This is a genomic window from Comamonas denitrificans (genome assembly GCF_042654745.1).
GTDB lineage: Bacteria > Pseudomonadota > Gammaproteobacteria > Burkholderiales > Burkholderiaceae_C > Comamonas > Comamonas denitrificans.
The window spans coordinates 13,439-36,096 of record NZ_JBHSEY010000055.1 but is presented as its reverse complement, the minus strand read 5'-3'; the positions used below and the strand labels follow the sequence as shown (position 1 = coordinate 36,096).

The 22,658-nt window shown below is 60.0% G+C and carries 26 protein-coding genes and 1 tRNA gene; 6 read left to right on the top strand and 21 right to left on the bottom strand.

All coding sequences use genetic code 11. From position 1 onward, the window contains the following. Nucleotides 1-410: hypothetical protein (locus tag ACFO24_RS11590; protein ID WP_377738491.1), on the top strand; the 410-nt coding region annotated here is incomplete at its 5' end. Here the strand turns inward: ACFO24_RS11590 and ACFO24_RS11585 are convergent. From ACFO24_RS11585 to ACFO24_RS11575, 3 genes are read right to left on the bottom strand one after another with little or no spacing between them, the layout of a single operon-like run. Then, nucleotides 407-664 carry a glutaredoxin domain-containing protein gene (locus ACFO24_RS11585; protein ID WP_377738490.1) on the bottom strand — a complete coding sequence of 86 codons (258 nt, stop codon included), beginning with the start codon at nt 662-664 and terminating at the stop codon, nt 407-409. The two genes, ACFO24_RS11590 and ACFO24_RS11585, sit on opposite strands and share 4 nt — an antisense overlap. Before the next feature lie 31 nt (nt 665-695). After that, complete coding sequence (locus ACFO24_RS11580; RefSeq protein ID WP_207576015.1) at nt 696-1,793, bottom strand: ribonucleotide-diphosphate reductase subunit beta; 1,098 nt, start codon at nt 1,791-1,793, stop codon at nt 696-698. Nucleotides 1,794-1,810: 17 nt separating this feature from the next. Next, on the bottom strand, nt 1,811-4,267 hold the full coding sequence (locus ACFO24_RS11575; RefSeq protein ID WP_377738489.1) for a ribonucleoside-diphosphate reductase subunit alpha: 2,457 nt from the start codon (nt 4,265-4,267) through the stop codon (nt 1,811-1,813). Nucleotides 4,268-4,590: 323 nt separating this feature from the next. On the opposite strand from ACFO24_RS11575, the gene argJ reads away from it, so the two are divergent. From argJ to ACFO24_RS11555, 4 genes are all read left to right on the top strand, one after another. Next, nucleotides 4,591-5,823 (top strand): bifunctional glutamate N-acetyltransferase/amino-acid acetyltransferase ArgJ, encoded by a 1,233-nt coding sequence (gene argJ / locus ACFO24_RS11570; RefSeq protein WP_377738488.1) that lies wholly within the window; start codon nt 4,591-4,593, stop codon nt 5,821-5,823. A gap of 123 nt (nt 5,824-5,946) precedes the next feature. After that, nucleotides 5,947-6,912 carry an ATP-binding protein gene (locus ACFO24_RS11565; RefSeq protein WP_377738486.1) on the top strand — a complete coding sequence of 322 codons (966 nt, stop codon included), beginning with the start codon at nt 5,947-5,949 and terminating at the stop codon, nt 6,910-6,912. Then, nucleotides 6,896-7,378 (top strand): NUDIX domain-containing protein, encoded by a 483-nt coding sequence (locus tag ACFO24_RS11560; RefSeq protein WP_377738485.1) that lies wholly within the window; start codon nt 6,896-6,898, stop codon nt 7,376-7,378. Before ACFO24_RS11565 ends, ACFO24_RS11560 begins: the two co-directional genes overlap by 17 nt. A 7-nt stretch (nt 7,379-7,385) precedes the next feature. Further along, the gene (locus ACFO24_RS11555; protein WP_377738484.1) at nt 7,386-8,582 is read left to right on the top strand and encodes a sugar transporter; all 1,197 of its coding nucleotides are present in this window, start codon (nt 7,386-7,388) and stop codon (nt 8,580-8,582) included. 293 nt (nt 8,583-8,875) lie between these two features. On the opposite strand, the gene ACFO24_RS11550 is transcribed toward ACFO24_RS11555, so the two are convergent. From ACFO24_RS11550 to ACFO24_RS11515, 8 genes are all read right to left on the bottom strand, one after another. Next, a tRNA-Thr gene (locus ACFO24_RS11550) sits at nt 8,876-8,951 on the bottom strand. Between the two features lie 34 nt (nt 8,952-8,985). Then, a complete protein-coding gene (locus ACFO24_RS11545) occupies nt 8,986-9,477 on the bottom strand; it encodes a ClpXP protease specificity-enhancing factor (protein ID WP_377738483.1) in 492 nt (163 codons plus the stop codon). A 40-nt stretch (nt 9,478-9,517) separates the two neighbouring features. Next, a complete protein-coding gene (locus ACFO24_RS11540; RefSeq protein WP_207576008.1) occupies nt 9,518-10,132 on the bottom strand; it encodes a glutathione S-transferase N-terminal domain-containing protein in 615 nt (204 codons plus the stop codon). A gap of 106 nt (nt 10,133-10,238) precedes the next feature. Beyond that, on the bottom strand, nt 10,239-10,973 hold the full coding sequence (locus tag ACFO24_RS11535) for a cytochrome c1 (protein ID WP_377738492.1): 735 nt from the start codon (nt 10,971-10,973) through the stop codon (nt 10,239-10,241). 23 nt (nt 10,974-10,996) lie between these two features. Next, nucleotides 10,997-12,406: a cytochrome b gene (locus ACFO24_RS11530; RefSeq protein ID WP_377738482.1), complete on the bottom strand. Its 1,410-nt coding sequence runs from the start codon at nt 12,404-12,406 to the stop codon at nt 10,997-10,999. 11 nt (nt 12,407-12,417) lie between these two features. Then, entirely contained in the window at nt 12,418-13,014 is a 597-nt protein-coding gene (gene petA / locus ACFO24_RS11525) for a ubiquinol-cytochrome c reductase iron-sulfur subunit (protein WP_377738480.1), read from the bottom strand. A gap of 198 nt (nt 13,015-13,212) precedes the next feature. Next, nucleotides 13,213-14,256, bottom strand: coding sequence for a 4-hydroxythreonine-4-phosphate dehydrogenase PdxA (pdxA, locus tag ACFO24_RS11520; RefSeq protein WP_207576005.1), 1,044 nt, complete (start codon nt 14,254-14,256; stop codon nt 13,213-13,215). A gap of 20 nt (nt 14,257-14,276) precedes the next feature. Beyond that, a complete protein-coding gene (locus ACFO24_RS11515) occupies nt 14,277-15,029 on the bottom strand; it encodes a Nif3-like dinuclear metal center hexameric protein (RefSeq protein WP_377738478.1) in 753 nt (250 codons plus the stop codon). A 75-nt stretch (nt 15,030-15,104) separates the two neighbouring features. Between ACFO24_RS11515 and ACFO24_RS11510 the strand changes: the two genes are divergently transcribed. Next, on the top strand, nt 15,105-16,256 hold the full coding sequence (locus ACFO24_RS11510) for a trypsin-like peptidase domain-containing protein (protein WP_377738476.1): 1,152 nt from the start codon (nt 15,105-15,107) through the stop codon (nt 16,254-16,256). A 75-nt stretch (nt 16,257-16,331) separates the two neighbouring features. On the opposite strand, the gene tatC is transcribed toward ACFO24_RS11510, so the two are convergent. The 10 genes from tatC to galE all read right to left on the bottom strand — a co-directional run bounded on the left by tatC (nt 16,332) and on the right by galE (nt 22,623). Further along, entirely contained in the window at nt 16,332-17,117 is a 786-nt protein-coding gene (gene tatC / locus ACFO24_RS11505; RefSeq protein ID WP_377738475.1) for a twin-arginine translocase subunit TatC, read from the bottom strand. A 33-nt stretch (nt 17,118-17,150) separates the two neighbouring features. Beyond that, nucleotides 17,151-17,657, bottom strand: coding sequence for a Sec-independent protein translocase protein TatB (gene tatB / locus ACFO24_RS11500; RefSeq protein ID WP_377738473.1), 507 nt, complete (start codon nt 17,655-17,657; stop codon nt 17,151-17,153). Between the two features lie 54 nt (nt 17,658-17,711). Beyond that, the gene (tatA, locus tag ACFO24_RS11495; RefSeq protein ID WP_207576000.1) at nt 17,712-17,954 is read right to left on the bottom strand and encodes a Sec-independent protein translocase subunit TatA; all 243 of its coding nucleotides are present in this window, start codon (nt 17,952-17,954) and stop codon (nt 17,712-17,714) included. A gap of 90 nt (nt 17,955-18,044) precedes the next feature. Beyond that, nucleotides 18,045-18,428: a histidine triad nucleotide-binding protein gene (locus tag ACFO24_RS11490; RefSeq protein WP_377738472.1), complete on the bottom strand. Its 384-nt coding sequence runs from the start codon at nt 18,426-18,428 to the stop codon at nt 18,045-18,047. A 24-nt stretch (nt 18,429-18,452) separates the two neighbouring features. After that, the gene (locus ACFO24_RS11485; RefSeq protein WP_377738471.1) at nt 18,453-19,490 is read right to left on the bottom strand and encodes a patatin-like phospholipase family protein; all 1,038 of its coding nucleotides are present in this window, start codon (nt 19,488-19,490) and stop codon (nt 18,453-18,455) included. After that, nucleotides 19,465-19,842: a DUF4870 family protein gene (locus ACFO24_RS11480; RefSeq protein WP_377738470.1), complete on the bottom strand. Its 378-nt coding sequence runs from the start codon at nt 19,840-19,842 to the stop codon at nt 19,465-19,467. Before ACFO24_RS11480 ends, ACFO24_RS11485 begins: the two co-directional genes overlap by 26 nt. A gap of 17 nt (nt 19,843-19,859) precedes the next feature. Continuing rightward, nucleotides 19,860-20,207, bottom strand: a complete 348-nt coding sequence (locus tag ACFO24_RS11475; RefSeq protein ID WP_207576249.1) for a phosphoribosyl-ATP diphosphatase — start codon at nt 20,205-20,207, stop codon at nt 19,860-19,862. A gap of 5 nt (nt 20,208-20,212) precedes the next feature. Then, complete coding sequence (gene hisI, locus ACFO24_RS11470; RefSeq protein ID WP_377738469.1) at nt 20,213-20,602, bottom strand: phosphoribosyl-AMP cyclohydrolase; 390 nt, start codon at nt 20,600-20,602, stop codon at nt 20,213-20,215. Nucleotides 20,603-20,710: 108 nt separating this feature from the next. Then, nucleotides 20,711-21,511, bottom strand: a complete 801-nt coding sequence (gene hisF, locus ACFO24_RS11465; RefSeq protein WP_377738468.1) for an imidazole glycerol phosphate synthase subunit HisF — start codon at nt 21,509-21,511, stop codon at nt 20,711-20,713. A gap of 77 nt (nt 21,512-21,588) precedes the next feature. Then, nucleotides 21,589-22,623 (bottom strand): UDP-glucose 4-epimerase GalE, encoded by a 1,035-nt coding sequence (galE, locus tag ACFO24_RS11460; protein WP_377738467.1) that lies wholly within the window; start codon nt 22,621-22,623, stop codon nt 21,589-21,591. Nucleotides 22,624-22,658: the final 35 nt, after the last annotated feature.

Genomic DNA, 22,658 nt, shown 5'->3' with positions numbered 1-22,658 from the left:
TGCGGCACCTGGGCAGACACGCAGGTCTGCCCCTACTGGCATTGACCTTCATATGCTTTTTTTATTTCCGCTGGCCGGGTCTCGCCCCCACCCCCGTAGGGGCGAACCTATGTGTTCGCCCTGATTCCAGGATTCATGCCTGCGGCACCTGGGCAGACACGCAGGTCTGCCCCTACTGGCATTGGCCTTCATATGCTTTTTTTATTTCCGTTGGCCGGGTCTCGCCCCGGCCAGCGAACAAAAAATCAAAAAAACAAAGCAACTACCGCACACCCACCTTAAAAAACCAAAAAACCCAAGCGCTAAAAACCACCAAAAAAATAGCTGCAACCGCTGAAAATATCGCGGTTGCAGCTATTTTTACGCCTAAATGTTTACTGCCACTGCGGCAGCAGCTCTCTTTTTATTAGGCCGCTGTCGCCGTCAGCTGGCGCAGGTGGGTGCGCAAATCCTCATAGCCGCCGACGTAGGTGCTGCCTTCATCGGTGCGCACAAAAATTTGCGGCAGGCTGCGCACGGGTTGGCCGACCTGCTCTTGCAGCGCCTCGGCGGTGATGTCCTCGCCCACGGTCAAATACTGAAACGGCAGCGATTGAATTTGGCACAGCATGCGGGTTTTGTCGCAGTTCACGCAACCGGCTTTGCCGTAAATGATGACTTCCATAAAAAACTCCTGATAACAATAACGACAAGGTTTAAAAATCAACGTCGAACACTTGGTTCTCGTCGGTGCGGCGCATCACGCCGACTTTGTAGGCGGCAATGTCCTGCTCTTGCGGGGAGGCCTGGGTTTTGGAGATGTTGAGCCATTTCTCCATGAACTTCAGCGGGTTATGCGCCGGCAGGGTGTATTTGTCGGTGCTCAGGCCAAAGAGTTGGTAAACGTCTTTGGCGCAGTACAGCGTCCAGGCCGAAAGGCGGTCGGCGTTCATGCCCACCAGCTCGCGCCCTTCGGAGAACAGGTAGTTAATCCAGCGCAGTTCGCTCTCGACCACTTCCTCGATCATTTTTTCGATCTGCTCGCGGCACTGGGCAAAGGCGGTTTGGCCGCGCTCGGTTTTCAGCTCGTTGAGCAGCACGACGCGGTCAAGTTCGGCGTGGATTTCCAGCTCGTCCTGGGCAATTTTTTGAATTGCCTTGCCAATCGGCTGGAACAGGCCGGTGTCGCAAATGGCGAAGGTGACGGCAAAGCTGGCCATGAACTGGATGCGCTCCATGCAGAGCAGGGCCACGATGGTCATGAACACGGCGTTGTACGTGTCTTGGTCGTTGGGCAGCTGGCCGATGGCGTATTTGTGCGCGGCTTCGTAGCCAACGGCAAAGGCTTTGGCCACTTCGCTCAGGCGGTCGTGCGCCTCTTGCACGCGCAAAATTTCGTCGAGGATGACGCTGGGGTCGTCAAACGAGTTGCGCACAATTTCAGAGTAGGTGGCGGCGTGCACCACTTCGTTGTCCGAGATGCGCTGCCAAGCGGCCCACAGCTCGCTGGAGGTGATGAAGGGGGCCAGCACTGGCGCAATGGCGCGCGAGGCGACCGAGTCGGCCTCCCACTGCCAGGCCAGGGTTTTGATCATCATGTCGTAGGTGGCGCGGGTGCAGCTTTTGAACTCGGCGTTGCAGCTGGAGTAGTCAAACTCGTTTTCGTCCCAGTCCAGCGACTTTTGCGCTTTGTACAGCTTCCAGATTTCAGGATAGTGACGATTGACGGTATCGAACAGGCCCGGGCGCTGGCCCAGCAGCAGCAGAGGTTTTGCGTAATCGGTTTTGTCGTAGTTGAAGACGGTATCGGTCATGGCAGCTCTCCTTGGGCTTACAGGGTGCAGGCTTCGCAATCGGCATCTTCATCGCCGGCCGGGATGCCAACCGGAGCGATGGTCTGGGCAGCAGGAAGGTCGTCCACTTGGCGCATGCCGTTGGACGTTTTTTGGTTCATGTAGTACTTGGACTTCAGGCCCAGTTTGACGCGGTACAGGTAGTCCGAGATCAGCTCGGACGAGGCGATCGAGGCATCGCCAATCACGCGGCGGTAGAAGTCGGCAGAGATGCCCTGGTCGGTCCACTTTTGCATGATGGCGTACATCTCGGTCATGTCCTGGGTGGGCACGTCCCAGGCCGATTCGTAGCGCTCGGCCAGGGTGTCGCTGTCGGGGGCGGCCCAGTAGTTCACGCGCTGGTTGTCGGTTTTGATCATGGTCAGCTCGCGCACCGGGTACAGGCCGTTGGTGGTGCCCGAGGCGTTGGCGCTGGTCTCGGTGGGCATGTGCGCCACCAGCACCGAGTTGCGGATGCCACCATTGGCGACGATGGCGCGGCGCAGCGCCTCCCAGTCGTAGCGCAGGCTGAAGGGGGCGATTTTGTCCACGTGCTGGTTGCAGGTATCCAGCGGCAGCCAGCCTTCGGGCCAGCGGGTTTTGTGCATCCACGGGGCGTTGCCCAGCTCTTTGCCCAGCTTGAGGCTGGCGTTGAGCAGGTGGTAGTAGTGGCGTTCGGCCACTTCGTGCAAGAACTGCTTGCCTTCTTGGTTGGTGTAGCGCTTGCCTTCTTTGGCCATCAGGTGCGCCAGGCCCAAAATGCCCACGCCAGCGTTCAGGCGCTTGCGCGAGGTCACGCCCACCTGGGGCAGCTCGTAGTGGGCCAGGTGAATGCACTTGTCGATCATCAACAGGGCGTAATAGGCCACTTCGGCGTATTGCTCTTCGGATTCGACATTGGAGACGACGATGCCCGCCAGGTTGCAGGTGGCCACTTCGGGGGAAGAGCGGCGCACGATGAAGTCAATCGGCGTGCCGTCCAGCGCATCGCCCGCTTGCAGGTCATCGGGCCACATCAGGCGGCTTTGCGAGCCGCGCTGCACCTGCACCTGGGTCTTGCCGGGCAGGGTGCGGCGCGTGCCGTTGGCCATTTGCACCTCGACAAAAGAGATGTCGTCCTCGGCGTACAACTCGGTCACGTGGTTGTACGGCGCGGTGGGCAGGGCAATTTCGGCGCACAGGTTGGAGCTGTAAATCGTGTCTTTGAACGGCGTGTGGCGGTTCATCTCCGAGATGTTGTGCTCGTACACGCGGCCGGTTTCGTTCCACTCGTTGCTGGCGGTAATGAGCAGTTCGCGGGCGCTGACCCAGGTTTTGGGGAAATTCTCATCGGCCGCGTAGCGCTCGTAGATTTCCTCAAACTTGGCTTCATCGCCGCTGTACAGCGCCGCCTGCAGGTCGGGGGCGGTAAACACGTTGAACAAAAAGATGTCTTCGTTGCGGGCCACCTTGCGGGCAAAAAAGCGGTTGCCGCCCCAGGAATAATCCATGCCACGGATTTTTTTGTCCTCGGTGGACATGGGGTTCTTCAGGCGCAGCAGGGTGTCCACTTCGGGGTCGAAGATGGGGAAGTAGGTCGTGCACGCGCCGCCCCGGCCATTTTGCAAATTGGATTTGACCTCGGCCACCAGCGCCCGGTAGTAGGGCAGCTTGCCCTGGTGGCGGATGACACCGCCACGCACGGGATCGTTGATCGAGCGGGTGTTGATGTGCGCCCCAATGCCAGCGCTCATGTACGTCATGGTGTTGGCAATGTGGTTACCCACGGCAATCGAGCGGGCGTTGTCCCCCACCGTGTACAGGCAGCAGCTGGCGTAGCCGCGCAGCGGTGTGCCCAGGTTCACATGGTTGGGCGTAGGGGCGTTGATGCGGTTTTTCGACAAATGCTCGTAAAAACGCTGCACGTCGCGCATGCGCCGCTCGCGCGGTTGGTCCACCGACAAGGCCATGGCCATGCGCATGTAGATGAACTGGGGCGATTCGTAATAAACGCCCTTGACCCGGTCGGCAATGGCGTATTTGGTCAGGTGGGTGTGCAGCTGGTAGTGGGCGTATTCAAAATCGCGCTCGTGGTCGATCCATTCCTGAATTACCGCGTATTCCGATTCGGAATAATCCAGCATCTCCATAAACCCCAGCTGCTGCAGCTGGCGGTGCAAATCCAGCACCGTGGGGCGGCGATTGCGGTACAAATCCTTGCGGATCAAGGTGGCGTACAAACGCCCGGCCATGCGGTTGTACGACCAGGTATCAAAATTGAGGCAGGTGCGAATGAGCTGCTGCTGCAGCTCGCGCGAGGTGGCCGTGGTGGACATGGAGGACACCGTCTCCAGCACCGCCGAAGGCCAGTCCACCGAATCACCCAAAGACTGCGCGGCCCACTCCCCCCACTGGTTGAGCTTGGAGGGGGTGAACGGCTCGGTGTGGCCGTCGCGCTTAATGATGGATTCGAGCATGGTGTTTTTTAGCAAAAAAGACCGCGCATTTCGAAGAATTCGCGGTCAGTATCAATCTAGGAGCAAGAAAGGTAGCGTTGGCATGGAAAACACAATCCCTAGTGTTTTTTTACCCCGATAACGCTACCGGTAGTGTTTGGATTGTAATCCGCTTCATTCTTCAAAAATAATAGCAAGAGGGGCCAAAGGGGAAAATGGCGGCTGACTTGACGGCCCGAAACGGCAGCGATTTAAGCCGTTCTCCAAACCGAAAACCACTGCCGCAGCCCGCATAATTCCCAGCTTGTTCTCAACCCGCCATGCCAGCAAAGGATGTCTCGCCCATGCCCGTCAATCTTCCCCTGCCCCAAGCTGCTGATCTGCACCCCGTTGCCGGTGTGCGCATTGGCGTGACCGAAGCCGGTGTGCGCAAAGCCAACCGCAAAGACGTGAGCGTTTTTCTGCTCGACGAAGGCACCAGCGTGGCCGGGGTGTTTACGCAAAACCGCTACTGCGCCGCGCCCGTGCAGGTCTGCCGTGAGCATTTGGCAGGCGGCCAAGGCGTTCGCGCCCTGCTCATCAATACGGGCAATGCCAATGCCGGCACTGGGGCCGATGGCCTGGCCCGCACCCGCGCCACCTGCGCCGCCTTGGCCCAGGAATTGGGCGTGGCCCCCACGCAAATCCTGCCGTTTTCTACCGGGGTGATCATGGAGCCCCTGCCGGTCGAGCGCATTACTGCCGGTCTGCCCGCTGCCATTGCCAACGCCCAGGCAGACCACTGGCTGGCCGCCGCCGAAGGCATCATGACCACCGACACCCAGCCCAAGGCCTACAGCCGCCAGGTAACGGTGGATGGCAAAACCGTGACCGTTACCGGCATCAGCAAGGGCGCGGGCATGATTCGCCCCAACATGGCGACCATGCTGGGCTTTTTGGCCACCGATGCGGCCATTGCCCCGGCACTGCTGCAAGGGCTGGCGCGGGAGCTGGCCGAGGGGTCGTTCAACCGCGTGACGATTGATGGCGACACCTCGACCAACGATTCCTTCATCGTCATGGCCACACACCGGGCGGGCAATGCACCGATCACCGATTGGAACGCCAGCGCCGACGCCCAAGCGCTGAAAACCGCTCTGCAGGACGTGGCCCGCCTGCTGGCCCAGGCCATCGTGCGCGATGGCGAGGGCGCAACCAAGTTCATCACCGTGCAGGTCGATGGTGGCCAAAACGAGGAGGAATGCCGCCTGGCCGCCTACGCCATTGCCCATTCGCCGCTGGTGAAAACCGCCTTTTACGCCAGCGACCCAAACCTGGGCCGCATCCTGGCCGCCGTGGGCTACGCGGGCATTGCCGACCTGGACCAAAACCGCATCGAGCTGCACCTGGACGATGTGCACGTGGTCACCCAGGGCGGGCGCAACCCGGCCTACCGCGAAGAAGACGGCCAGCGCGTCATGAAGCAAAGCGAAATCACCGTGCGCGTCCACCTGGGCCGTGGCCAGGCCAGCCAGACGGTGTGGACCTGCGATTTCAGCCACGACTATGTGACGATCAACGCCGATTACCGCTCCTAAGAACGTGTTCACGTTCTAAACATTCTTTTAATTAAATAGCTGTTTACGCTGGTAAATAAATAATTTCAGCATTAAAAATGCCTGAAATTGTTTATTTTTAAGCGTAAACAGCTCCTTTTTTTTATGCAAGCTACCGATTCTTCCCCCATTTCTCCACTGGAGCGCCTGGTGGCCCGCGCCGAGCAGCTCATGCAGCGCATCGAGGCCGTGCTGCCCCAGCCGCTGCAAGCGCCGGCCGACTGGGGCGCGGCGATTGCCTGGCGCTACCGCAAACGCGCCAACGGCTGCGGCGTGCTGGAGCCGGTGCGCCACGTCGGCGCGATGCAGCTGTCCGATCTGCAAAACATTGATGCACAAAAGGAAAAAATCGCCCGCAATACCGAGCAGTTCGTGCAGGGCCGCACCGCCAACAACGTGCTACTGACCGGGGCGCGCGGCACGGGCAAATCGTCGCTGATCCGCGCCTGCCTGCATGCCTATGCCGATCAGGGCCTGCGCCTGATTGAGGTGGACAAGGCCGATTTGACCGATCTGCCCGACATCGTGGAAGTGGTCGCGGCGCGGCCCGAGTACTTCATCATTTACTGCGACGACCTGAGCTTTGAAGAGGGCGAACCGGGCTACAAGGCCATGAAGTCCATCCTGGACGGCTCGGTCAGCGCCGCCACGCCCAACGTGCTGGTGTACGCCACCAGCAACCGCCGCCACCTGCTGCCCGAGTACCTAAGCGAAAACCTGCAAACCTCCAAGGGCCAGGATGGCGAAATCCACCCCGGCGAGGTGGTGGAAGAAAAAATCTCTCTCTCCGAACGCTTTGGCCTGTGGGTCAGCTTCTACCCCTTCAGCCAGGACGAGTACCTGCGCGTGGTGGCGCAATGGCTCTCCAGCCTGGGGTTGGATGCGGCGGCCATTGAGGCGGCCGAGGCCGAAGCCCTGGTCTGGGCGCTAGAGCGCGGCTCGCGCAGTGGCCGCGTGGCCCAGCAGTTTGCGCGCGACTATGCCGGCCGCAGCCCTGAGGGGCCGCCAACAGCCACGGCCCGCCCCCGCATTGCCGACATAGCAGGACTGAGCGATGGTGCAGAAATCTAAAACGCTGGCTGCAGCCCCTCCCACACGGATCGAAGTGGCCGTGGGCATTCTCATTCGCGCAAGCGACGGTGCTTTGCTGCTGACCAGCCGCCCAAGCGGCAAAGTGCGGGCGGGCTGGTGGGAGTTCCCCGGTGGCAAGCTCGAAGCGGGCGAATCCGTAGAGCAAGCCCTGCGCCGCGAGCTACAGGAAGAGATTGGCATCACCATTGGCAACTGCCTGCCCTGGCAGATCACCGAGCACGACTACCCCCACGCCCAGGTGCGCCTGCACTGGTGCAAGGTCACGCAGTGGCAGGGCGAACTGGTCATGCGCGAGGGCCAAGCGATGGCTTGGCAGCAATTGCCGCTGGACGTGCGCCCGGTGCTGGAGGGGGCGCTGCCCGCACTGCAGTGGCTCAGTGCAGAGCGCGGGCTGGCGTTTGATGCCCGCGTGTACGCCACCGAGGATGCCGCCCACGGCGCTTGACCCTGCTATGACAACACCACACGCCGCGCCGCAAGGCAGCGGCCAGCACGCGGCATGGCTGGGCGTGCTGGCGCTGACCTTGGGCGCTTTTATCTTCAACACCAGCGAGTTTGTTCCGGTGGGCCTGCTGGCCAGCATCGGCCAAAGTTTTGCCATGCGCCCCGAGCAGACCGGTGTGCTGCTCACCCTCTACGCCTGGGTGGTGGCCTTGGCCTCTGTGCCGCTGATGCTGCTCACCCGCCGTTGGGAGCGGCGGCGCTTGCTGCTGTGGGTGTTTGCCCTGTTTATCGCCTGCCAAGCCCTCACCGGCCTGGCCACGAGCTTTGCCCTGCTGGCCCTGGCCCGCCTGGGGGTGGCAGTGGCCCATGCTGTGTTTTGGTCGATTACCGCCTCGCTGGTGGTGCGCATTGCCCCTACCGGCAAAAAAGCGCAGGCACTGAGCCTGTTGGCCACTGGCACCACCCTGGCCATGGTGCTGGGCGTGCCCTTGGGCCGCATCGTTGGCGAAGCCCTCGATTGGCGCAGCAGCTTTTGGCTGATTGGCGCTGTCGCCATCCTGGTTGCCGTGGTACTGGCCCGCAGCCTGCCACCACTGCCCAGTGAAGATGCCGGCAGTGTGGCCAGCATCCCCGTGCTGCTGCGCCGCCCGGCCTTGATGGCCATTTTTGGCTTGCAAGGCCTGGTCGTCACCGCCCAGTTCATCCTGTACAGCTACATCGAGCCCTGGGTGCAAGTGCACGCAGGCCATAGCCCGGCGGTGACCACCTCGGTGCTGCTGCTCTTTGGCGCGGCCAGCATCCTGGGCAGCCTCTTGTTCAGCCGTTGGGGCCTGAAGTTGCCGCTGGGCTTTTTGCTCTGCGCCCTGGCCACCTTGGCAAGCTGCCTGGGTGCGCTGAGCTGGGCCGGGCACGCCGCCGCCAGCCTGTACGCCCTGACCGTGGTGTGGGGGGCCGCCATCATGGCGGTGGTACTGCCCCTGCAAGCCCTGGTGCTGCACTGGAGCCGCGATGCCACCGACGTGGGCATGGCGATTTTCTCCAGTGTGTTCAATCTGTCCATCGGGGCCGGCGCGTTGCTGGGCAGTCAAATGGGGCAGCACCTGGGGCTGGGCAGCTTGCCCCCCAGTGCCGCCGCGCTGGCTGGATTGGCCTTGTGGTGGACGCTGTGGGCCCAGCGCCGCTGGCAGATGGTGCGGGCAGGGTAACCGCCGGATAACCATCCAGGGCAAGCCGGGTTTCCTTTCCATCCCGGTACCACTTCTGAAGCCAGCGCTTAGTCAGACGCTTCTGCTTTTTGTCAGGTGACGATCAGGCATTCGGCATGGGGCCTGCATATCGCTCCCCGGCGTGGTTGTTTCTCTTCTACCGGGGTAGCGTTCCCCGGTCACGGGTTGGCTGTCAATGCTTGCCCTTGGCCATCCTTACCCTGTAAGCCCCTTGTTTTCCAATGAAAAAGGCCCCAAGGTGTATGTACCTAGGGGCCTTTTTTTTTATTAGATGGTGCCGGTTGTCGGATTCGAACTGACGACCTACCGCTTACAAGGCGGGTGCTCTACCAACTGAGCTAAACCGGCAAATGAACCAAAGCGTGCGATTGTAGCTTGAAAATTACTTCACCAGCTTCAAAGCAGGGCGTTTTGTTGGCGGAGGAGGCAAATCATCGTCTTGCGGCGCGTGGTCCTGCTCCGAGGGCGGGTTTTCTTGGCTGCTGACCAACTGCACTTTGGCGCTGGCCGCAGGGCGGGACGCGGGCGCCGCCACCTCGTCCATGGCTTGCGGCTCTTCAGGGGGGAAGGACATGCCTTGCCCCGTTTCACGGGCGTAGATGGCCAACACCCGCCCCACCGGAACAATGATCTCGTGGGGCTTGCCCCCAAAACGGGCTTTGAAATGAACAAATTCATTGCCCATTTGCAAGCCACTGGTAGCATCGTAGCTGGTGTTGAGCACGATTTGCCCATCCTGCACAAAGGCCAAAGGAACTTGAACGCTTTCATCTGCCTGCACGACCAAGTAGGGGGTCAGCCCATTGTCAGTACACCATTCATGCAGGGCCCGTAGCAGGTAGGGGCGGGTAGAGGTTGTGCGGATTTCGTTCATAACAGTCCTTTGTGCAGCCAAGTAACTAAGCCGTCAAAGCTTATTTACGCATCACCTTTTCAGAAGGTGTCAGCGCTTCAATATACGCAGGGCGCGAGAAGATGCGCTCGGCATACTTGAGTAGCGGTGCGGCGTTTTTGGACAGCTCAATACCGTAGTAATCCAAGCGCCACAGCAAGGGGGCGATGGCCACATCCAGCATCGAGAAGTTCTCGCCCAGCATGTATTTGTTTTTCAAAAATACCGGTGCCAATTGCGTCAAACGGTCACGAATATGGGTGCGGGCTTTTTCCTGCTCCTTGTCGTGGCCTTTTTTGCCAGTGGTTTGCTCCAACGTATTCACGTGGGCAAAGAGCTCTTTTTCAAAATTGAGCAAGAACAGGCGCACACGGGCACGATCTACCGGATCCCCCGGCATCAGCTGGGGGTGAGGAAAGCGCTCATCAATGTATTCGTTGATGATGTTCGACTCGTACAAAATCAAATCGCGCTCCACCAGAATAGGAACTTGGCCGTAAGGATTCATGGCCATGATTTCCTCGGGCTTGCTGAACAAGTCCACATCACGGATTTCAAAATCCATGCCTTTTTCAAACAGCACGAAGCGGCTACGGTGGGAGTAAGGACAGGTGGTTCCCGAATAAAGCACCATCATGGCGAGAGCTCCTAAAAATCAAAAAGAGTGGGCCGCCTTGGGTAGCGCCCACTCTGGCTTTCAGCCAAGGACTGCACAGGACAATCTTTGGCTGTACGTGTTGTGATTACTTAACGTCTTTCCAGAAAGCTGCATTCAGCTTCCAGGCAATCACGATAAAGATACCCAAGAAAATAAGCACACCGATACCGATGTTTTTACGGGCGGCTTGGGCAGGTTCACCCATCCATTGTAGGTAGTTCACCAAGTCGCCCACTTGCTGGTCGTATTCTTGCTCACTCAAAGTGCCGGGGGTGATTTGCTCCCAGCCTTTGAAATGGTCGCCTTCAAACACCGCGCGGCGCTGGCCTTGCAGTTCCCACATCACGTGTGGCATACCCACATTGGGGAAGGCCAGGTTGTTCCAGCCGGTGACTTTGGTTTCATCGCGGTAGAAAGTGCGCAAGAAAGTGTAGAGGTAGTCGGCACCACTGCCGCCGCTGCCAGCCCGCGAGCGAGCAATCACCGTCAGATCAGGGGGGTTGGCACCAAACCAGCTTTTGGCTTGCTTGGGGTCAATCGCCGCAATCATGGTTTCACCGATTTTATCGGTGGTGAACAGCAGATTGTCTTTGATCTCTTGCTCAGACAAGCCAATGTCTTGCAAGCGGTTAAAGCGCATGAAAGCAGCCGAGTGGCAGCTCAGGCAGTAGTTCACAAACAGCTTGGCACCATTTTGCAAGGAGGCCTGGTTGCTGACATCAACCGGTGCTTTGTCCCAAGCAACAGCGCCACCGCCGGCAGCTTGTGCGCCCGTGGCAATGCCCAAGGTGGCAATCAGCGAAAGGATAAATTTTTTCATCATGGTTTATTACTCCTGGCCGATCAGTGGGGCTTGAAGGTCACACGATCAGGCACCGGTTTGGTGGCGCCGATGCGACTCCACCAAGGCATCAGCAGGAAGAAGCCAAAGTAGAACAGCGTACCGATTTGCGAAACTTTCTCACCCAACGGGAAGGGGGGCAGCACGCCAAGGTAGCCAAGCACAAAGAAGTTCACCACAAAGACGGCGTACAAGGCTTTGTGCCAGCTGGGACGATAGCGAATCGACTTGACTTCGCAGTAGTCCAGCCAAGGCAGGGCGAACAAGATGACCACAGCGCCACCCATCACCACCACACCCCAGAATTTGGCATCAATAGCCAGCATCAGGGCAATGCCCACGGCGGCACCGGCACCGGCAACAGCCTTGAAGATGCCAGGTGCTTTAAGGATGCCAAACAGACCACCCAAGGCAACGCAGGCGATCAGGGCGTACATCATCTCGGCCGTGATGGCACGCAGCATCGAATAGAAGGGCGTGAAGTACCAAACAGGAGCGATGTGGTTCGGTGTCTGGAACGGATCGGCCGGGATGAAGTTGTTGTACTCCAAGAAGTAGCCGCCAAACTCAGGCGCAAAGAACATCACCGCCGAGAACAGGAACAGGAACACAGCCACGCCAAAAATGTCGTGCACGGTGTAGTAGGGGTGGAAGGGCACACCATCCAGGGGATGGCCATTGGCATCCTTAGGGGCATTGGGCGCTTTGATTTCCACGCCATCGGGGTTGTTCGAACCCACATCGTGCAGGGCCAACAAGTGGGCCACGACCAGGCCGATCAGCACCAAAGGCACGGCAATCACGTGGAAGCTGAAGAAGCGGTTCAGCGTCGCATCGCCCACCACAAAGTCGCCACGGATCAGCAAGGCCAGGTCAGGGCCAATCACGGGCACGGCGGCAAACAGGTTCACGATCACCTGGGCACCCCAGTAGGACATCTGGCCCCAAGGCAACAGGTAGCCCATGAAGGCTTCGGCCATCAGCGCCAGGAAAATGGCACAGCCAAAAATCCAGACCAATTCGCGTGGCTTGCGATAAGAGCCGTAGATCAAGCCACGGAACATGTGCAGATACACCACGATAAAGAAGGCCGAAGCGCCGGTCGAGTGCATGTAGCGAATCAACCAACCCCAGGGCACGTCGCGCATGATGAATTCGACCGAGGCAAAGGCTTTTTCTGCGTCGGGCTTGTAGTTCATGACCAGGAAGATACCGGTCACGATCTGGATCACCAGCACCAGCAAAGCCAGCGAACCGAAGATGTACCAGAAGTTAAAGTTTTTCGGAGCGTAGTACTCCGACATGTGAACCTTGTAGGCCGAAAACGCCGTTGGAAAACGGTTTTCGAACCAATTCACCACCTTGGCGCCGGTAGGCGCGTTGGGATCAATGTCCTTGAATTCGTGAGCCATGGTGTCTCCCTTCAGGCCTTCTTGTCTTCACCGATCAGCAGCTTCGTGTCTGACAGGTACATGTGGGGGGGCACTTCCAGGTTGTCCGGTGCCGGCTTGTTCTTGAACACACGACCGGCCAAGTCAAATGTCGAACCGTGGCAAGGGCAGAAGAAACCGCCTTTCCAGTCATCGGGCAGCGAGGGCTGCGGGCCGGGGGTGAATTTGCTGGTGGGCGAGCAGCCCAAGTGGGTGCAAATGCCAACCAGCACCGAAAATTCGGGCTTGATCGAGCGCCATTCGTTCTTGGCGTACTCGGGGGTAGGGTAACCGACGCGCTCGGAATTGGGGTCGGCCAATTCAGAATTGAGCGTGCTGAGCTCTTCAAGCTGCTGCTTGGTGCGGCGCAGCACCCAAACGGGTTTACCGCGCCACTCAACCGTTTTCATCTCGCCAGGTTGCAGTGCAGAGATATCCACCTCCACCGCTGCACCTGCAGCCTTGGCCTTCTCAGAAGGCTGGAAGGTGCTTACAAAAGGGACAGCGGCTGCGACGCCGCCTACCGCGCCAGCACAGGCCGACGTGATGATCCACGTCCGCTTGCTGGAGTCGACAGGAGTTTCACTCATGGGGATCCTCGATTAAACATCGCTACATTAGGGAATAACCGGCAAATTGTAGCGGAGCCACTAATGCAACTCCAAACTCCTGCCAGCGTCAAACCCCGTTTTTTCCGCCTGACAAGAGGCTTGACCCGCAATTTCAGGGTTTATCCAAAGAACTTTTTCCGACTAGGGCACTCGTGCGCCGCCACTTCGGCGCAAGACCTAGCGCACCGACAAACCGGCCATTTGCCGCGCCATACAAACAGCTTGCACCAAGCTGGCCGGGTCAGCCACCCCTTGTCCGGCGATGTCAAAGGCCGTTCCGTGGTCCGGACTGGTGCGAATCAGCGGCAGCCCCAAGGTCACATTCACGCCCTGCTCAACACCCAAGTATTTAACAGGAATCAAACCCTGGTCGTGGTACATCGCCAACACCACGTCAAATTCCCCAGGGTGATTGGGTGTATTGCGGGCCCGCATGAACACAGTATCCGGGGCCAAGGGGCCCAGCGCATCCACCCCTGCAGCGCGGGCTTGGGCAATCGCGGGCGCGATGGTGTCCACCTCTTCGCGGCCAAACAGCCCGCCCTCGCCCGCATGGGGGTTGAGGCCAGCCACGGCAATGCGCGGTGCATGGCCCAGGATGGGGGTGAGCGCGCGGTGCGTAATCAGCAGGGTTTGCACAATGTTCTCGTGCGTTACGGCCTCCAGCGCTTGGCGCAGGCTGACGTGGATGCTGACCAGCACGGTGCGCAGCTCGGGGTTGGCCAGCATCATGCGCACGGGCATCTGCGCAATCGGCACCCCGGCGTGGCGGGCTGCTTGGGCTTGCAGCAATTCGGTGTGCCCCGGAAAGTCCACGCCCGCTGCGTGCAAGGCTTCTTTGTGCAAAGGGGCGGTCACCAAGGCCGCAATCTCCCCGCGCAAAGCGGCATCGGCGGCCCACTGCACACACTGGGCGGCGGCCGCCCCGGCGGCGGCACTCACCTGCCCCCACGGCTGCGGCGGGGGCAGGCCCGGCAAGGGCAGCACCGGAATGCAGCGGGGCGGCACCTGCAAAGCCTCTTGCGGGTGGGCAATCTGTGCCACCGGCAAGCCCCCTTGCCCAGGGGGAACAACCACCTGCGCGGCGCGGCGCAAAGTGGCTACATCGCCCACGACAAAACAATTTTCTAGCGCTTTGCGATGATCTTTAAATGCTTTGGCAATGATTTCAGGCCCAATACCGGCAGAATCACCCATGGTGACAGCTATTGTTTTTGTCATTTTTAACCTAGCGATGGGCTTTAGGCCGGGTTGGCAATTTCAATAAAACGGTGGCTCAGCCCCAGCGTTTGCGCCACGTGCTCGCCCAGTGCGGCAATGCCATAGCGCTCGGTGGCGTGGTGGCCGGCCGCGATAAAGGTCGCCCCCATTTCGCGGGCCAAATGGGCCTGGGGTTCGGAAATTTCACCCGTGACAAAAGCCTGCGCCCCGGCCGCCAAGGCGGCTTCAAAAAAGCCCTGTGCCCCGCCCGTACACCAGGCCAGGCGGGCAATCGCCTGCTCGGGCGCACCGCTAATCCAGGTGGCACGGCGGCCCAGCGCGTTTTCAACTTGATCGACCAAGGCTTGGGCGCTGGCAAAGGCACACGGGCCAATCAAGCCCAGCTCCTGCTCGCCAAAACTGCCATCGGCCACCACCCCCAGGCGCTGGCCTAGCTGCGCGTTGTTGCCCAGTGTGGGGTGGGCATCCAGCGGCAAGTGGTAGGCGATCAAGTTGATATCGTGCGCCAGCAAAAGGCGCAGGCGCTCTTTGAGCCAGCCCGTCACGCGCCCATCCATGCCGCGCCAAAACAGGCCGTGGTGAACGAGGATGGCATCGGCCCCGTCGGCAATGGCCGCTTCAATCAAGGCCCGGCTGGCCGTCACACCGGTCACGATGTGGCGCACTTGCGCCTTGCCCTGCACTTGCAGGCCATTGGGGCCGTAGTCTTTAAAACGCTCAGGCTGCAGCAGGCCAGCGCAGTGCTGCAGCAGTTGGTCACAGGTAATTTGCATGGCGCAATTGTGCCCAAGTGGCAGGCTGGGGCCAGTGCCATCGTGCACAATGCGGTTTTCTGCCCTCGGACAACTATGAAACGCTATTGGCTTCTTTTCGCCCAGACCGTGACGGTGCTGCTGGCGCTGTATTTCGTGATTGCCACCCTGCAACCGGCCTGGCTGCAGCGCGGCCAAGCGTTTGGCGACACCGACCTGGTGCTGCTGCAAGCGCCCTCCACCCCGCACACCGAGCCGGTGGCCGGCAGCTTGAGCCACGCCGCCCAGGCGGCCATGCCAGCGGTGGTCAGCATTACCACCAGCCAGGCGGTGCGCCACCCCCGGGTGAATGACCCGTGGTTTCAGTTCTTTTTTGGTGATATCGGCACCCAGCAAAAAACGGGGCTGGGCAGCGGAGTCATCGTCAGCAGCGATGGCTACATCCTGACCAACAACCACGTGGTGGAAGGGGCCGACGAGATCGAAATCAGCCTCACCGATGGCCGCCGCACCAGCGCCACCATCATTGGCACCGACCCCGAATCCGACCTGGCCGTGCTGAAAATCGCCCTGGAGCAGCTGCCCGTGGTGACCCTGGGCAACTCTGACCACATCGCCGTGGGCGACCAGGTGCTGGCCATTGGCAATCCGTTTGGTGTGGGCCAAACCGTCACCAGCGGCATCATCAGTGCCTTGGGGCGCAGCCACCTGGGCATCAATACCTTTGAAAACTTCATTCAAACCGATGCCGCCATCAACCCCGGCAACTCGGGCGGGGCCCTGGTCGATATCAACGGGCATTTGCTGGGCATCAACACAGCGATTTATTCACGCTCGGGCGGCAGCATGGGCATTGGCTTTGCCATCCCCGTCTCGACGGCCAAGGTGGTGCTGGACGGCATCGTGCGCGAAGGCCAGGTCACCCGTGGCTGGATTGGCGTGGAGCCCGGCGAACTCTCGCCCGAGCTGGCGCAAACCTTTGGCGTGGCCCCAGGCAGCGGCGTGATCATTGTCGGCGTGCTGCAAGCGGGCCCAGCGGCGCAGGCCGGCATGCAACCGGGCGATGTGGTGCGCAGCGTCCACGGCCAACCCACCCGCACCGTCGCTGAGCTGCTGAGCACGGTGGCCGCCTTGCGCCCTGGGCAAAGCTACCGCGTGGAAGTGCTCCGCAACGGACAAACGCAGACCCTGGAGGTGACCCCGGTGCGCCGTCCGGCACCAGCAAAAAACAATAGCTTGCCCCGCTGAAAAAACAAGGGTTTCAGAACGTATTGATTCTGAAACCCTTGTTTTACCAGCGGTAGAAGCTATGCAAATGCTGGTTTAGGCATCTTGCTGGGCATCGTCTTCCGCCGGTTTTTTCTTGGCAAACCAGCTGGCCCCCAAAATCCCCACCTCGTAAAGCAAGCACATGGGCACAGCCAAGGCCAATTGCGAAATCACATCCGGCGGGGTAACCACGGCGGCAATGATGAACGCCACCACGATGAAATAGCCGCGAAAGTTTTTCAGTTTGACAATGTCCACAATCCCAAACCGCACCAGCAGCATCACCACAATCGGCACCTGAAACGCCAGACCAAAGGCCAAATACAGCGACAAAATCGCCTCAACGTACGAGGCGATATCGGGCGTGGCGGCCACACTGGCCGGGGTAAAGCCTTGGATGAAGGCAAACATTTTGTCCAGCACAAAAAACTGCACAAAAGCGATGCCCAGATAGGCCAGCAAGCTACCAAAAATAATCAGCGGCATGGCAAAGCGCTTTTCGTGGCTGTACAGCCCCGGAGCCACAAAGGCCCACAGCTGGTACATGATCCACGGCAGCACGGCCAGCACGCCGACCATCATCAGCACTTTGAGCGGCACAAAAAACGGCGAGAACACGCCCACGGCAATCAGCTTGGCATCGGGCGGCATGTGCGCCCGGATGGGCTGGGCAATCAGGTCAATCAGCCCATTGGGGCCAGGCCAAATGGCCAGCGCAATCACGGCCAGCGCAATGCCATAGACGCTGTAGAGCAAGCGGTCACGCAGCTCAATCAGGTGCTGAACAAACGGCTGCTCGGTACCGGACAGCTCATCTTCAGGGGAAGGTGTAGGGGACATTGGTTCTTTAACAGGCGCTCAAGCGGCAAACGCTTAGCGCTTTTTGGGGCGAAACCGCGCCACGCGGGCCGCGCCCGATTGCACATGGGTGCGCACACCCTGGCGCGATTTGTACCAGCGCGGCACGGCGCTGCGCTTGAGTCGAAAATTTTTGCCTGGGTGCTGGTAGCTTGGCACCACTTGGCTGGCGGCATCGTAGGGGCTGCGCCACGGGGCTTCATCGCTGGTGCTGCTGTGCTGCTGCTCTAGGCTTTTGAGCTCGTTGCTGACGCTGCTGAAGTCTTTCTCCAGCGCTGCAGTGGTCGATTGCACCGAGGTCTGCACGTCGCGGGCGGCCGCTTCGACCGACTCTTTCATCTTGCGCAGCTCATCGAGCTCCATCGAGCGATTGACTTCGGCCTTGACATCGGCCACGTAGCGCTGCGCCCGGCCCAAAAGCGAGCCCACGGTGCGGGCCACACGCGGCAGTTTTTCGGGGCCAATCACGATCAGCGCTACCGCGCCGATCAGCGCCATTTTGGACAGGCCTAAATCAAGCATGGCTGTAACCTTGCCCGCAGCTTGGCAATGCGCGGCAACCGAGGGGGCTGCGCATTAGCTTTTTTGCTTGGCTTCAACATCAATGGTGGTTTTTGCTGCGCTGTCTTGGTGCGCAACTTGGCCAGCCTGGGCAGGAGCGGCAGGGTTATCGCCCTCGGAGCCGTCCTTCATGCCTTCTTTGAAGCCTTTGACGGCACCACCCAAATCTTGGCCAATGTTTTTCAGCTTTTTGGTGCCAAAAACCAGCACAACGATCAGTAAAACAACGACCCAGTGCCAAATCGAAAAAGAACCCATGAAAGATACCTCCTAGCAAACGTTGCGCATTGTAGTCGGGGGCTGGGGGATCCCAACGTGCCCGGACTGCTCCCCATCAAGGAAAACCGCTTATTTCTTCCACGGGCGCGGCCCGCCGATCACGTGCACGTGCAAATGGTGCACCTCTTGCCCGCCCTCTTCCCCGGTATTGATCTGCACCCGAAAGCCCCCGGCAGGATAGGGGTTGCAGCCCTCTTGCGCCGCCAGCTGGGGCGCAAGGGTGAGGATGCGACCCAGCAAAGCGGCATCGGCTGGCTGGGTGTGCGCCAGCGAAGCGATGTGGCGCTTGGGGATGATCAGAAAATGCACCGGGGCCCACGGGGCGATGTCGTGAAAGGCCAGCAGCGCTTCGTCTTCATACACTTTGCGGCTGGGGATGTGGCCTGCAGCGATTTTGCAAAAGATGCAATTGTCATCGTGGGCATGGCTTAAAGCAGAGGCAGTTTCAATCATGGCATTCAAAATTTTCAACAAAAATCAACAGTGATCGACGATTTGCAGGGTTTGGCGCACACCAATATCCCCAAAATGGGTGTGCAACCAACGCTGGCCTTGCACCCGCCCCTGCTCAAACAGGCGCAGGATAAAGCTTAAATCCGAGCGGGCTTTGCTGGTCGCGCCCAGTTCACTCAAGGCAGCACCGCCATCAATGCGGTGCAGCAGCACGTTTTTGTAGCGCTTGGGGTCCAGCTTGCCTTCGGCCAGCAGGCGGCGCACAAAGTCAATCGCCCGCAACTCGCCCAGCAAGCTGGCGTTGAAGGTGACCTCATTGACGCGCTCGGCAATCTCGGCGGCGGTGCTGGGCAGGGTGGTTTGCTGCACCGGGTTGATTTGCACCAGCAGCATATCGGCGCAGGCCGTTTGGTAAATCAGGGGGTAGAGCGCGGGGTTGCCGGAAAAGCCGCCATCCCAGTAGTACTCGCCCTCCACCTCCACCGCTTTGTACAGCTGCGGCAGGCAGGCCGAGGCCATGATGGCATCGGTCGAGATGCGCTGGGCGGTAAAAATCTCGCCTTGGCCGGTGCGCACATTGGTGGCGCAGACAAAGATTTTGGGCATGTCGGCCAAGCCTGCGGCGGCGTGCAGCTGCTGAAAATCGACGGTGCGCTGCAGCAGCATGCGCAAGGGGTTGATGTCCAGCGGATTGGTTTGGTAGGGGGAGAGGAACTGGCTCATCAGCCCCAGCAAAGGATTGTTGGCCATGCTGGCGGTAAAAAAGCCCATCGTGCCCACCCCTTCCCACAGCTCGCGCAAAGCCGCGCGCGCGCGCTCGCGGGCCGCTTTGTGGCGGGATTTGGCATGCTGGGGAAACTCCAGCGCAGCGCTGGCAAAGCCGTGGGCCAAGGCCACCGCATTCATCGCGCCAGCGCTGGTGCCGCTGAGGCCGGGAAATTCGATGCGCCCATCTTCCAGCAATGCATCAAGCACGCCCCAGGTAAACGCGCCGTGCGAGCCCCCGCCTTGCAAGGCGAGGTTGAGGTGGCGAACCTCAGAGGGGCATGGGTTTGTGGTCATTCCAGAATAGTAATCCCTTGACCATGCGGTAAATCAGCCAAATGACGAGCGCACCCAAAATAAGAAAGCCAATCCCGATGATGGCCGTGATCGTGCCCACCACCGCCCAGGCAAGCCCCCACCAAAAGCTGCGGATCTGCCAGGCGAAGTGGCTTTCGTAGAGGGTGCCCGCCGCATCTTCGCGCTTGATGTAGTTGATGACGATGGCCACGATGGCCGGCAGCCCACCCAAAATCCAGCACGAGGCGTAGAGGATGTACAAAATCAGCGTCAGCTGGCGCAGATTGGCGATTTGCTGTTCGGTCTTGTCGCTGCCGCCCACGCGCATCCAGATGTCTTGGTCTTGGTTCATCCTCGCTCCTTTGCTGTTCAGGAATCGCTGCGCTGGGCTTTTTCGACCAGCCCGCTCAGGCCTTCGCGCCGTGCCAGTTCGCGCAGCACATCTTGGGCCGATAGGCCGTAGTGCGCCAGCATGACCATGCTGTGAAACCACAGGTCGGCCACTTCGTACACCAGCTTGTCTTTGTCCGCGCCGTAGTCCACATCTTTGGCCGCCATGACCACTTCGGTGGCTTCTTCGCCGATTTTTTTCAAAAAGCTGTCCGAGCCCTTGGCCAACAGGCGGGCCACGTAGCTGGTTTCGGGGTTGCCGCCATTGGTGGGTTTGCGGCTTTCAATGACTGCGGCCAAAGCGGCCAGGGTGTTTTCTTGGGTCATGGGCTTTATTTATAGATGCTGGCCGGGTCTTTCAAGACCGGATCGATCGCTTGCCACTGGCCATCGCGCAGCAGGCTAAAAAAGCAGGAATGGCGGCCCGTGTGGCAGGCAATGCCGGGGTGGTGCCCGGTTTGGGTGATTTTCAGCAGCACCACATCCTGGTCGCAATCCACGCGAATTTCGTGCACCGTTTGCACGTGGCCCGATTCTTCGCCCTTGAACCACAGCTTGCCGCGCGAGCGGCTGAAGTACACAGCACGCCCCAGCTCGGCCGTTTTTTGCAGCGCTTCGCGGTTCATCCAGGCGAACATGAGCACATCGCCCGTGTCTTTTTCCTGCGCGATCACGGGGATCAAACCCTTCTCATCCCAACGCAATTGTTCCAGCCAATCCATAACAACTCTTTATTTAAATAGCTTGTTGCGCTGGTATTGATTGAATTTCAGGGCCTAAAGCATCAAAAACTCAATATATATCAGCGCAAACAGCTCTGGTTTTAACGATTACAAGCGCACCGCAATGCCGCGCTCGCGCATGAATTCTTTGGCCTGGCGCACGGTAAATTCGCCATAGTGAAAGATGCTGGCGGCCAGCACGGCATCGGCCCCGCCCTGGGTCACGCCATCGGCCAGGTGCTGCAAATTGCCCACGCCGCCCGAGGCAATCACCGGCACGCCCACGGCATCGCTGACCGCGCGGGTCAGGGCCAGATCAAAGCCGCTTTTCGTGCCATCGCGGTCCATGCTGGTCAGCAAAATTTCGCCCGCGCCGCGCTCGGCCATCTCCACCGCCCAGCGCACGGCATCCAGCCCCGTGTTTTTGCGCCCACCATGGCTGAACACATCCCAGCCATCGCCCACGGGCTGGCCATTGGGGCCGATGCGCTGGGCATCCTCCGGCGTGCGGCGCTTGGCATCAATGGCCACCACAATGCACTGGCTGCCGTATTTGTCGCTGGCGGCGTTGATGACTTCGGGCGTGCTGATGGCCGCCGAGTTAAAGCTGGTTTTGTCGGCCCCGGCGTTAAGCAAGCGGCGCACATCGTCCACCGTGCGCACCCCACCGCCCACGGTGAGCGGAATGAACACCTGGCTGGCCACGGCTTCAATGATGGGCAGGATCAGATCGCGCCCGTCGCTGGTGGCGGTGATGTCCAGAAAGGTCAGCTCATCGGCCCCCTGCTTGTTGTAACGGGCGGCAATTTCCACCGGGTCGCCGGCATCGCGCAGTTCAACGAAATTGACCCCTTTGACCACGCGACCACCGGTCACGTCCAGGCAGGGAATGATGCGTTTGGCAAGCATGGGCTATCACTTTAAAAAAATAAAACAAAGAAACCTTGCGGGGCAAGATACCACGCAAGCCGGTGCTCAGAGCCCGTTTACACCCTCTGCGCAGCGGCTTGGCCATGCAATTGGCGGGCCACCCCATCTTGCCAGCGCCAGGCATCGCGGCACATGGCCGCAATGTCGTGCTGCGCCCGCCAGCCCAGCAACTGCTCGGCCCGGCTCGGATCGGCCCAGCAGGCAGCCACATCGCCAGCGCGGCGCGGCATGATTTGGTAGGGCACGGGGCGGCCACTGGCCTGCTCAAAACCGCGCACCATGGCCAACACCGAAGTGGGCTGGCCGGTACCCAGGTTCACCGTCAGCAGACCCGGGTGCTGGCGTAAATAGCGCAGCGCCGCCAGATGCCCCTCGGCCAGATCGCAGACGTGGATGTAGTCGCGCTCGCCCGTGCCGTCCTGCGTGGGGTAATCGCCGCCGAATACGCTCAAAAACTCCCGCCGCCCTTCGGCCACCTGGGCAACAAAGGGCATCAGGTTGTTAGGCAGGCCTTGCGGGTCTTCGCCGATCAGGCCGCTTTCATGCGCCCCGACGGGGTTGAAGTAGCGCAGCCGGGCGATGCGCCACTGGCCGGGCTCGGCGGCATCCACATCGGCCAGCACCTGCTCCATCATCAGCTTGCTCCAACCGTAAGGATTGGTGGCGGTCAGCGGAAAATCTTCACGAATTGGCAAACTGGCCGGGTCGCCATACACCGTGGCCGAAGACGAAAACACCAGTGTGCGCACATTGGCCGCCTGCATCGCTTGCAGTAGGGTGACGGTGCCCGCCACATTGTTTTCGTAATAGCGCAGTGGCTGCGCCACCGATTCGCCCACGGCCTTGAGCGCCGCGAAATGAATCACGCCCTCAATCGGGAAGCGGGCAAAAATATCGGCCAGCAAAGCCGCATCGCGCACATCGCCTTCGATGCATTGGGGCTGCTGCCCGGTAATTTGCCCCATGCGCTCCAGCACTGAGGGCTGGCTGTTGCTGAAATTGTCTAGCACCAGATACGGCTGTCCCGCCTGGGCCAGTGCCACACCCATGTGCGAGCCGATGTAGCCCGCGCCGCCAGTGACCAAAATCATGGCATATCCTTTTTTTTCATTGCGCAAAGCACAGC

Excerpts from the sequence above, each read along its gene's own strand:
- ACFO24_RS11485 (WP_377738471.1), bottom strand. The coding sequence starts at position 19,490 with ATGACCACAAACCCATGCCCCTCTGAGGTTCGCCACCTCAACCTCGCC.
- hisI (WP_377738469.1), bottom strand. The coding sequence starts at position 20,602 with ATGGATTGGCTGGAACAATTGCGTTGGGATGAGAAGGGTTTGATCCCC.
- ACFO24_RS11565 (WP_377738486.1), top strand. The coding sequence starts at position 5,947 with ATGCAAGCTACCGATTCTTCCCCCATTTCTCCACTGGAGCGCCTGGTG.
- ACFO24_RS11575 (WP_377738489.1), bottom strand. The coding sequence starts at position 4,267 with ATGCTCGAATCCATCATTAAGCGCGACGGCCACACCGAGCCGTTCACC.
- ACFO24_RS11490 (WP_377738472.1), bottom strand. The coding sequence starts at position 18,428 with ATGATTGAAACTGCCTCTGCTTTAAGCCATGCCCACGATGACAATTGC.
- ACFO24_RS11510 (WP_377738476.1), top strand. The coding sequence starts at position 15,105 with ATGAAACGCTATTGGCTTCTTTTCGCCCAGACCGTGACGGTGCTGCTG.
- ACFO24_RS11535 (WP_377738492.1), bottom strand. The coding sequence starts at position 10,973 with ATGAAAAAATTTATCCTTTCGCTGATTGCCACCTTGGGCATTGCCACG.
- pdxA (WP_207576005.1), bottom strand. The coding sequence starts at position 14,256 with ATGACAAAAACAATAGCTGTCACCATGGGTGATTCTGCCGGTATTGGG.
- ACFO24_RS11555 (WP_377738484.1), top strand. The coding sequence starts at position 7,386 with ATGACAACACCACACGCCGCGCCGCAAGGCAGCGGCCAGCACGCGGCA.
- ACFO24_RS11475 (WP_207576249.1), bottom strand. The coding sequence starts at position 20,207 with ATGACCCAAGAAAACACCCTGGCCGCTTTGGCCGCAGTCATTGAAAGC.
- ACFO24_RS11585 (WP_377738490.1), bottom strand. The coding sequence starts at position 664 with ATGGAAGTCATCATTTACGGCAAAGCCGGTTGCGTGAACTGCGACAAA.
- ACFO24_RS11530 (WP_377738482.1), bottom strand. The coding sequence starts at position 12,406 with ATGGCTCACGAATTCAAGGACATTGATCCCAACGCGCCTACCGGCGCC.
- tatA (WP_207576000.1), bottom strand. The coding sequence starts at position 17,954 with ATGGGTTCTTTTTCGATTTGGCACTGGGTCGTTGTTTTACTGATCGTT.
- hisF (WP_377738468.1), bottom strand. The coding sequence starts at position 21,511 with ATGCTTGCCAAACGCATCATTCCCTGCCTGGACGTGACCGGTGGTCGC.
- tatB (WP_377738473.1), bottom strand. The coding sequence starts at position 17,657 with ATGCTTGATTTAGGCCTGTCCAAAATGGCGCTGATCGGCGCGGTAGCG.
- ACFO24_RS11515 (WP_377738478.1), bottom strand. The coding sequence starts at position 15,029 with ATGCAAATTACCTGTGACCAACTGCTGCAGCACTGCGCTGGCCTGCTG.
- tatC (WP_377738475.1), bottom strand. The coding sequence starts at position 17,117 with ATGTCCCCTACACCTTCCCCTGAAGATGAGCTGTCCGGTACCGAGCAG.
- ACFO24_RS11545 (WP_377738483.1), bottom strand. The coding sequence starts at position 9,477 with ATGAACGAAATCCGCACAACCTCTACCCGCCCCTACCTGCTACGGGCC.
- ACFO24_RS11540 (WP_207576008.1), bottom strand. The coding sequence starts at position 10,132 with ATGATGGTGCTTTATTCGGGAACCACCTGTCCTTACTCCCACCGTAGC.
- argJ (WP_377738488.1), top strand. The coding sequence starts at position 4,591 with ATGCCCGTCAATCTTCCCCTGCCCCAAGCTGCTGATCTGCACCCCGTT.
- petA (WP_377738480.1), bottom strand. The coding sequence starts at position 13,014 with ATGAGTGAAACTCCTGTCGACTCCAGCAAGCGGACGTGGATCATCACG.
- ACFO24_RS11580 (WP_207576015.1), bottom strand. The coding sequence starts at position 1,793 with ATGACCGATACCGTCTTCAACTACGACAAAACCGATTACGCAAAACCT.
- galE (WP_377738467.1), bottom strand. The coding sequence starts at position 22,623 with ATGATTTTGGTCACTGGCGGCGCGGGCTACATCGGCTCGCACATGGGT.
- ACFO24_RS11560 (WP_377738485.1), top strand. The coding sequence starts at position 6,896 with ATGGTGCAGAAATCTAAAACGCTGGCTGCAGCCCCTCCCACACGGATC.
- ACFO24_RS11480 (WP_377738470.1), bottom strand. The coding sequence starts at position 19,842 with ATGAACCAAGACCAAGACATCTGGATGCGCGTGGGCGGCAGCGACAAG.